Annotated in this window: 7 protein-coding genes; 3 read left to right on the forward strand and 4 right to left on the reverse strand. The window is 57.1% G+C overall.

Translation table 11 applies throughout. The annotated features are described in order from the left end of the window. Window positions 1-1268, reverse strand: a 1268-nt coding sequence (gene thrS / locus APH41_RS26870) for a threonine--tRNA ligase (RefSeq protein ID WP_054922502.1), incomplete at its 3' end; no start/stop codon positions are given. 364 nt (window positions 1269-1632) lie between these two features. Here thrS and APH41_RS26875 point away from each other — a divergent pair. Both APH41_RS26875 and APH41_RS26880 read left to right on the forward strand, forming a co-directional pair. Then, window positions 1633-1947, forward strand: a complete 315-nt coding sequence (locus APH41_RS26875) for a hypothetical protein (protein ID WP_082430514.1) — start codon at window positions 1633-1635, stop codon at window positions 1945-1947. A gap of 289 nt (window positions 1948-2236) precedes the next feature. Then, complete coding sequence (locus APH41_RS26880) at window positions 2237-2449, forward strand: cold-shock protein (protein WP_003234260.1); 213 nt, start codon at window positions 2237-2239, stop codon at window positions 2447-2449. 67 nt (window positions 2450-2516) lie between these two features. On the opposite strand, the gene APH41_RS26885 is transcribed toward APH41_RS26880, so the two are convergent. Then, window positions 2517-2837: an I78 family peptidase inhibitor gene (locus APH41_RS26885; RefSeq protein WP_054898318.1), complete on the reverse strand. Its 321-nt coding sequence runs from the start codon at window positions 2835-2837 to the stop codon at window positions 2517-2519. Between the two features lie 144 nt (window positions 2838-2981). Beyond that, window positions 2982-3287, reverse strand: coding sequence for a hypothetical protein (locus APH41_RS26890; RefSeq protein ID WP_034128280.1), 306 nt, complete (start codon window positions 3285-3287; stop codon window positions 2982-2984). Window positions 3288-3444: 157 nt separating this feature from the next. On the opposite strand from APH41_RS26890, the gene APH41_RS26895 reads away from it, so the two are divergent. After that, window positions 3445-3651 (forward strand): hypothetical protein, encoded by a 207-nt coding sequence (locus APH41_RS26895; RefSeq protein ID WP_003192496.1) that lies wholly within the window; start codon window positions 3445-3447, stop codon window positions 3649-3651. 29 nt (window positions 3652-3680) lie between these two features. Here the strand turns inward: APH41_RS26895 and APH41_RS26900 are convergent, their stop codons facing one another. Continuing rightward, on the reverse strand, window positions 3681-4709 hold the full coding sequence (locus APH41_RS26900) for a nucleoside hydrolase (protein WP_054898319.1): 1029 nt from the start codon (window positions 4707-4709) through the stop codon (window positions 3681-3683). Between the last annotated feature and the right edge of the window lie 39 nt (window positions 4710-4748).

The raw sequence follows: 4748 nt of genomic DNA on the forward strand, positions 1-4748 counted from the left end.
GGACGAGTGGACAGCTTCATCTCGACTTCGGTAAAGCCGAAATCGCGATAAACGTCCATGGTCAGCTTGATGAACGCTGCGGACTCGGCCTGCATCTGCTCTTCGGTGCAGAAGATGTGGGCGTCGTCCTGGGTGAAGCCACGCACCCGCATGATGCCGTGCAGCGCACCCGATGGTTCGTTACGGTGGCAGGCACCGAACTCGGCCAGGCGCATCGGCAACTCGCGGTAGCTCTTCAGGCCCTGATTGAATACCTGCACGTGGCATGGGCAGTTCATCGGCTTGATGGCGTAGTCGCGGTTTTCCGACTGGGTGGTGAACATGTTGTCGGCGTAGTTGGCCCAGTGCCCGGATTTCTCCCACAGGCTGCGATCAACCACCTGGGGAGTCTTGATCTCCAGGTAACCGTTTTCGCGCTGCACCTTGCGCATGTACTGCTCAAGCACCTGGTACAGGGTCCAGCCATTCGGGTGCCAGAACACCATGCCCGGCGCTTCTTCCTGAAGGTGGAACAGGTTCAGGCGCTTGCCGATCTTGCGGTGGTCGCGTTTTTCAGCTTCTTCGATGCGCTGGATATAGGCGGCCAGTTGCTTCTTGTCAGCCCAGGCCGTGCCGTAGATCCGTTGCAGCTGTTCGTTCTTGGCGTCACCGCGCCAGTAGGCACCGGAGAGCTTGGTCAGCTTGAACGATTTGAGAAAGCGCGTGTTCGGCACGTGCGGGCCACGGCACATATCCACGTATTCTTCGTGGTAGTACAGCCCCATGGCCTGCTCGTCCGGCATGTCTTCTACCAGACGCAGCTTGTAGTCCTCGCCACGTGCAGTAAACACGTCGATCACTTCGGCACGCGGGGTGACTTTCTTGATGACGTCATAATCTTTTTCGATCAGCGCGTGCATGCGCTGCTCGATGGCCGCCAGGTCGTCCGGAGTAAAAGGACGCTCATAGGCGATGTCGTAATAGAAGCCTTCTTCAATGACCGGGCCGATCACCATCTTGGCGGTTGGATACAGTTGCTTGACCGCATGGCCAATCAAGTGCGCGCAAGAGTGGCGAATGATCTCCAGCCCCTCTTGATCCTTGGGCGTGATGATTTGCAGGCTGGCGTCGCTGGTGATCAGGTCGCTGGCGTCAACCAGCTTGCCGTCGACCTTGCCGGCCACGGTGGCCTTGGCCAGGCCAGCACCAATGGATGCGGCGACCTCGGCTACGGAAACCGGATGATCGAATGAACGCTGACTGCCGTCGGGAAGAGTAATAGTTGGCATGGCGCCTCCTCTCCTAGTGGTGACCCCTACCAAAGGTCACGTGGGTTGGGATGAGCCAGTACAAGATCCAACACCAGGCCGCTCAATAATGAACGCCTGCCTTACAGCGGCAGGAGCCTTTCGGCCAACCGATAATCGAACCAGAGTGACTGGAGTGAACAAAAAGAACCTGGCAAGGCGGCAAATGGCGCGCCCGGAAATAGCCAGGCAAGGATGCTAGCACAGATGAACGGTCATCGCGTCGGCCAAGCGCTGGGTAAAGAGCAATTCATGGCTTTATAGCTGCAAAAGTGAACTTGAGCTGTACGCAGGGCCTCAAAGCCACTGAGAATCGCCGTTCGTCCTCGACCCAAAGGAGCATCCCATGATGCGTTTTACCTCTACCCTCGCTGTCGCCGCTACCCTGAGCCTCCTTTCCCTCGGCGCGCAGGCTGCAGCCCCTTCCAACTGGCCAGTTGGCGCCCGTGACGCCTTCGTCAGCGACTGCAGTGCCGCTGCCAGCCGGAACGTGGACGTCAAAACTGCCAAAGCCCACTGTGAATGTGGCGCTGACAAGATCAATGCCGAATTGAGCACTGCCGAGATCAAGGAATTGATGACCAACCAGAACGCCAGCCCGGAGCTTAAAAACAAAGCAGTCGCGGCTATTTCGTCCTGCAAAGTGGTGAAGAAAAAGTAAGATTGGCTGATGATTCGACGGTCATTTCGCTGAAAAAACGGCCTGAAAACTGCCATTTCACACAAATCATGCAGGTTTTACGGCTTTTTTTAACAGCTGATATTTCGTCGCAAAGCCCCGTAAATCGGGGCTTTCAGCCCAACAACGGGTCTAACGCAAAGCGATTGATTAGCAAACAGTGCCTTGGGGGGGCTCCCAAGCCGAACATTTCGACTATGATAGCCCTGTGTGCCCAGTTGGCCTGAGCAGCACAGCACTACTGAAAATATATGTTTCTTGGAGATACACCATGTCTAATCGCCAAACCGGCACCGTTAAATGGTTCAACGATGAAAAAGGCTTCGGCTTCATCACTCCTCAAGGTGGCGGTGACGACCTGTTCGTACACTTCAAAGCTATCGAAAGCGACGGTTTCAAAAGCCTGAAAGAAGGCCAAACCGTTTCCTTCGTGGCTGAGAAAGGCCAAAAGGGTATGCAAGCTGCACAGGTTCGCGGCGAGTAATTCTCCGCTGAGCTAAAAAAACCCCGTCCATGTGACGGGGTTTTTTATGGGCGATGCAAAAGCCGTATCAGCCGCAGTTAACCCGGTTGATCACCAGATTGTCATCGGTGTTCAGGTTCAGGCGGTCAGAGCGATACTCCAGCGTGACCATGTCGTTGGGCTTGAGGATGCGTGCATTCTGCGCGCCAGCACGCGTACGTGCTTGCTCCAGCAACTGGGGCGAGGCTTTCTGGCCGATGGCGAACTCTGCGGCCTTCGACTCACAGCGGCTATGACCGGCATCGGTCACAGTGGCAGCTTTGCCTGGCTCAGAGGCACCCGGGGTACTGCAACCCGCCAACGCGAGCGCAGCCAACAAAGTACCGAATGATGCGAGCTTCCAAGGCATGAAGCCTCCTATGATAAAAAGTGGACAGAGATCGTGCGACAGCATTCAAAGCGATTGGTTTCAAGACGTTAACCGCCTGTGGGCAAGTCTGCCTGAGTCACGGCCTGCAATCGCTTGGTGAATCGTGACTAGATATGAACGTATTCAGTAGATATCGATGTAGTCCGACGAAGGAGTAGGCCAATTCTGCTTCAGCGCGTTGAAAATCTGCATGACCCAGACTTCATCGCTGGCCGCCACGTTGCCGACATAGCCGGAACCTTTGGCCCAGGTCTCCAGGCGAAACACCAGGCCAGCGATATCAGCCCCACCGACTACGCCGGAAGAAATGTAGGCGATGCCTTCTTTGGTTACCCGCAACTGGGTATGTTCGTCGTCACTGGCGCTGCCAAGCAATTGGCGCACGGCGTCCAGCGTCAGGTTGTCGGGCTTGCTCAAATCGATTTGCACGCGGTGTTTCCCGGCCATTTAACAGGCCAACAGTGTCGCACAGCCGCCGCTTCATGCCTAAGTAGCAGTGCCAAATGCCGTACAAAATGCTTAACTGCGCCCCTCTGGAACGGCGTTCCAGTGCATTGCCCCCGCATTTTTAGCCCGTGAGATTTCCATGACCACCGTAACGCTTCAAGCCGACATCAAAGCCAAGTGGCCCCAAGGGCAAAGTTCCTACAGCCCCGGAAGCCCGGAAGAACTGGCGATCATTGGTATCGACCTGTTGGTCAAGGAACTGGGCACCCAGGCGGCGCAAGCATTCATCGGCCAGATATTCGAGAAATACCCGGCCGACTACATGGGCGCCCAAGAGCGCGAATAGAACAGGGCGACGAGCGCCGCCCCGCTAACTTACTTCAGACGCGCCAGGCGCTCGGTCAGCAGATCGAAGAAGCCCTGGGCGTCGCCATTCTCAACCCAGAACACATTCTTCGGCTGCTTGAGGCCGTCATACCAATCGACAATGGTCTGGCCGAAGGTCGGGCCTTCGCGGCTGTCGACCACCATATTGGCCTCACGACCGCTGAACAGCGAAGGCTTGAGCAGGTACGCCACCACGGTAGCGTCATGGACCGGGCCACCCGGAATGCCGTAGTGCTCCATATCGCCTTTGACGTACTCATTCAGAATACTGCTGACGACCTTGCTCGCATTGTTGTTCAGGTCCGCAATCTTCTTCAGGCGGGCGTCGCTGGTGAGGACTTTATGGGTCACGTCCAACGGCAGGTAGGTCAACTTCACACCGCTTTTGAGCACGATCTCCGCCGCCACCGGATCGGCGAACAGGTTGAACTCGGCCACTGGGGTGATATTGCCGCCGTTGAAGTGGGCGCCGCCCATCACGACCACTTCCTTGATGCCCTGGGTGATTTCGGGCGCTTGAGTCAGCGCCAGTGCCAGGTTGGTCTGCGGGCCGAGCATGGCGATGGTGATGCTGTGCGGCTTGGCGCTGCTCAGGGTCTTGATCAGGTAGTCGACTGCATTGCCTTCGGCCAGGCCTGTTTTCGGTTCATGCACCGTGACGCCCGAGATGCCTTCCTTGCCATGGATATTCTCGGCGTAGATCGGTTTGCGCAACAACGGCGCTGGCGCACCTGCGTACACCGGGATGTCCTCGCGACCTGCCCATTCGCGCGCCAGGCGCGCGTTGCGGGAGGTCTTGTCCAGGCGCACATTGCCGGCGACGGTGGTCAGCGCACGAATGCTCAACTCCTCCGGCGAGGCCATGGCGAACAGCAAGGCCACCACGTCATCGGCACCCGGGTCGGTATCGATGATCAGGTCGATTTTTTCCGCCGCTTGGGCGCTTGCAGCAGTGAGCGCGGACAAAAGCAGAACACTCCGGAACAGGTTTTTCAGGGTAGGTAGACCACGTTGCATAAAGCACTCCTTGTCATAGGGGGGACGCTAGAACGTTAC

Origin of the sequence: Pseudomonas sp. NBRC 111138, from assembly GCF_001320835.1 — a bacterium.
Lineage (GTDB): Bacteria > Pseudomonadota > Gammaproteobacteria > Pseudomonadales > Pseudomonadaceae > Aquipseudomonas > Aquipseudomonas paracarnis.

Coding starts and splice junctions, on each gene's coding strand:
- APH41_RS26875 (WP_082430514.1), top strand. CDS start 1,633: ATGATGCGTTTTACCTCTACCCTCGCTGTCGCCGCTACCCTGAGCCTC.
- APH41_RS26880 (WP_003234260.1), top strand. CDS start 2,237: ATGTCTAATCGCCAAACCGGCACCGTTAAATGGTTCAACGATGAAAAA.
- APH41_RS26885 (WP_054898318.1), bottom strand. CDS start 2,837: ATGCCTTGGAAGCTCGCATCATTCGGTACTTTGTTGGCTGCGCTCGCG.
- APH41_RS26895 (WP_003192496.1), top strand. CDS start 3,445: ATGACCACCGTAACGCTTCAAGCCGACATCAAAGCCAAGTGGCCCCAA.
- APH41_RS26900 (WP_054898319.1), bottom strand. CDS start 4,709: ATGCAACGTGGTCTACCTACCCTGAAAAACCTGTTCCGGAGTGTTCTG.